This window comes from Pseudogemmobacter sp. TB195 (assembly GCF_058313095.1).
In genome coordinates, this window is sequence record NZ_JBZEGG010000093.1 from 1 (window position 1) to 889 (window position 889).

Genomic DNA, 889 nt, shown 5'->3' on the forward strand with positions numbered 1-889 from the left:
GGATCGCTCCATGCAGATCCTCGGCGGCCTCGGCGTCACCCGCGACACCATGGTGGAGCGCATTTTCCGCGACGTGCGTTCGTTCCGCATCTACGACGGCCCGTCCGAGGTGCATCGCTGGGCCCTGGGCAAGCGCATCGCCGCCGGCGAGCTGGCGCCCTGAGGTGAGGAAAGGGGCGCCGCGACGGCGGCGCCTGCGCAACAGGCGACAAGCGGGCTGCCCTGCGCCGGCGGCAGAGCCCGGCGCCTGACGCCTGCGCCCCGCGGCCTTGCGATTTGGCTGCGGGACGTTTCAAATGCCGGCGCAACATGACAGGCCCCGAACAGGGCAGGCCCGTTCACGCTGAACCGGGCTTCGCCCTGTCCCCCTTATGGGCGCGTCTTGCCGACGGGGCGCCGTTCGCCTCACGGGAAACGCGTCAGGGGCATGCAGGAGGAAACACCCAGATGAGCAACGTTGAAGCAAAGAGCGAGATTTCCGGCCGCGTGTTCCAGATCGCCGCCGAACCCGGCCAGCGGGTTGAAGAAGGCGACGCGGTCGTCATTCTCGAAGCCATGAAGATGGAAATCGCCGTGGAGGCGCCCAAGGCCGGCGTGGTGAAGGAAATCCGCGTCGCCGTGGAACAGCCCGTCGAAGAAGGCGACGTCATCGCCATCATCGAAACCGCCTGATCCAGCCCCGCTTGCCAGGACACGCCAGCATGAACGGATCCGACTCCAGCGCCCCCGCCGGGGCTGGCCCCATCGTCGTCGCCTCCCAGTTGGGCAGCGCTTTCGCCAGCATCCTGCGCGAGGCGGGCCTCGACGTGCGCGTGCATGACCAGCACACGCCGCCCTGGATGGTCGATCCGGACGTGAACGTCGTGGTCACCCAGCCGAAATGCTGGGT

At 68.2% G+C, this 889-nt stretch carries 3 protein-coding genes; all 3 read left to right on the forward strand.

The window, feature by feature from the left end:
• The first annotated feature begins 10 nt into the window (after positions 1-10).
• Positions 11-163: an acyl-CoA dehydrogenase family protein gene (locus tag AC4FS3_RS28745; RefSeq protein ID WP_491023376.1), complete on the forward strand. Its 153-nt coding sequence runs from the start codon at positions 11-13 to the stop codon at positions 161-163.
• A 284-nt stretch (positions 164-447) separates the two neighbouring features.
• Positions 448-672, forward strand: a complete 225-nt coding sequence (locus tag AC4FS3_RS28750) for an acyl-CoA carboxylase biotin carboxyl carrier protein subunit (RefSeq protein ID WP_132006643.1) — start codon at positions 448-450, stop codon at positions 670-672.
• A 29-nt stretch (positions 673-701) separates the two neighbouring features.
• On the forward strand, positions 702-889 hold a 188-nt coding region (locus AC4FS3_RS28755; RefSeq protein WP_491023375.1), incomplete at its 3' end, for a hypothetical protein.

Excerpts from the sequence above, each read along its gene's own strand:
- AC4FS3_RS28745 (WP_491023376.1), top strand. The coding sequence starts at position 11 with ATGCAGATCCTCGGCGGCCTCGGCGTCACCCGCGACACCATGGTGGAG.
- AC4FS3_RS28750 (WP_132006643.1), top strand. The coding sequence starts at position 448 with ATGAGCAACGTTGAAGCAAAGAGCGAGATTTCCGGCCGCGTGTTCCAG.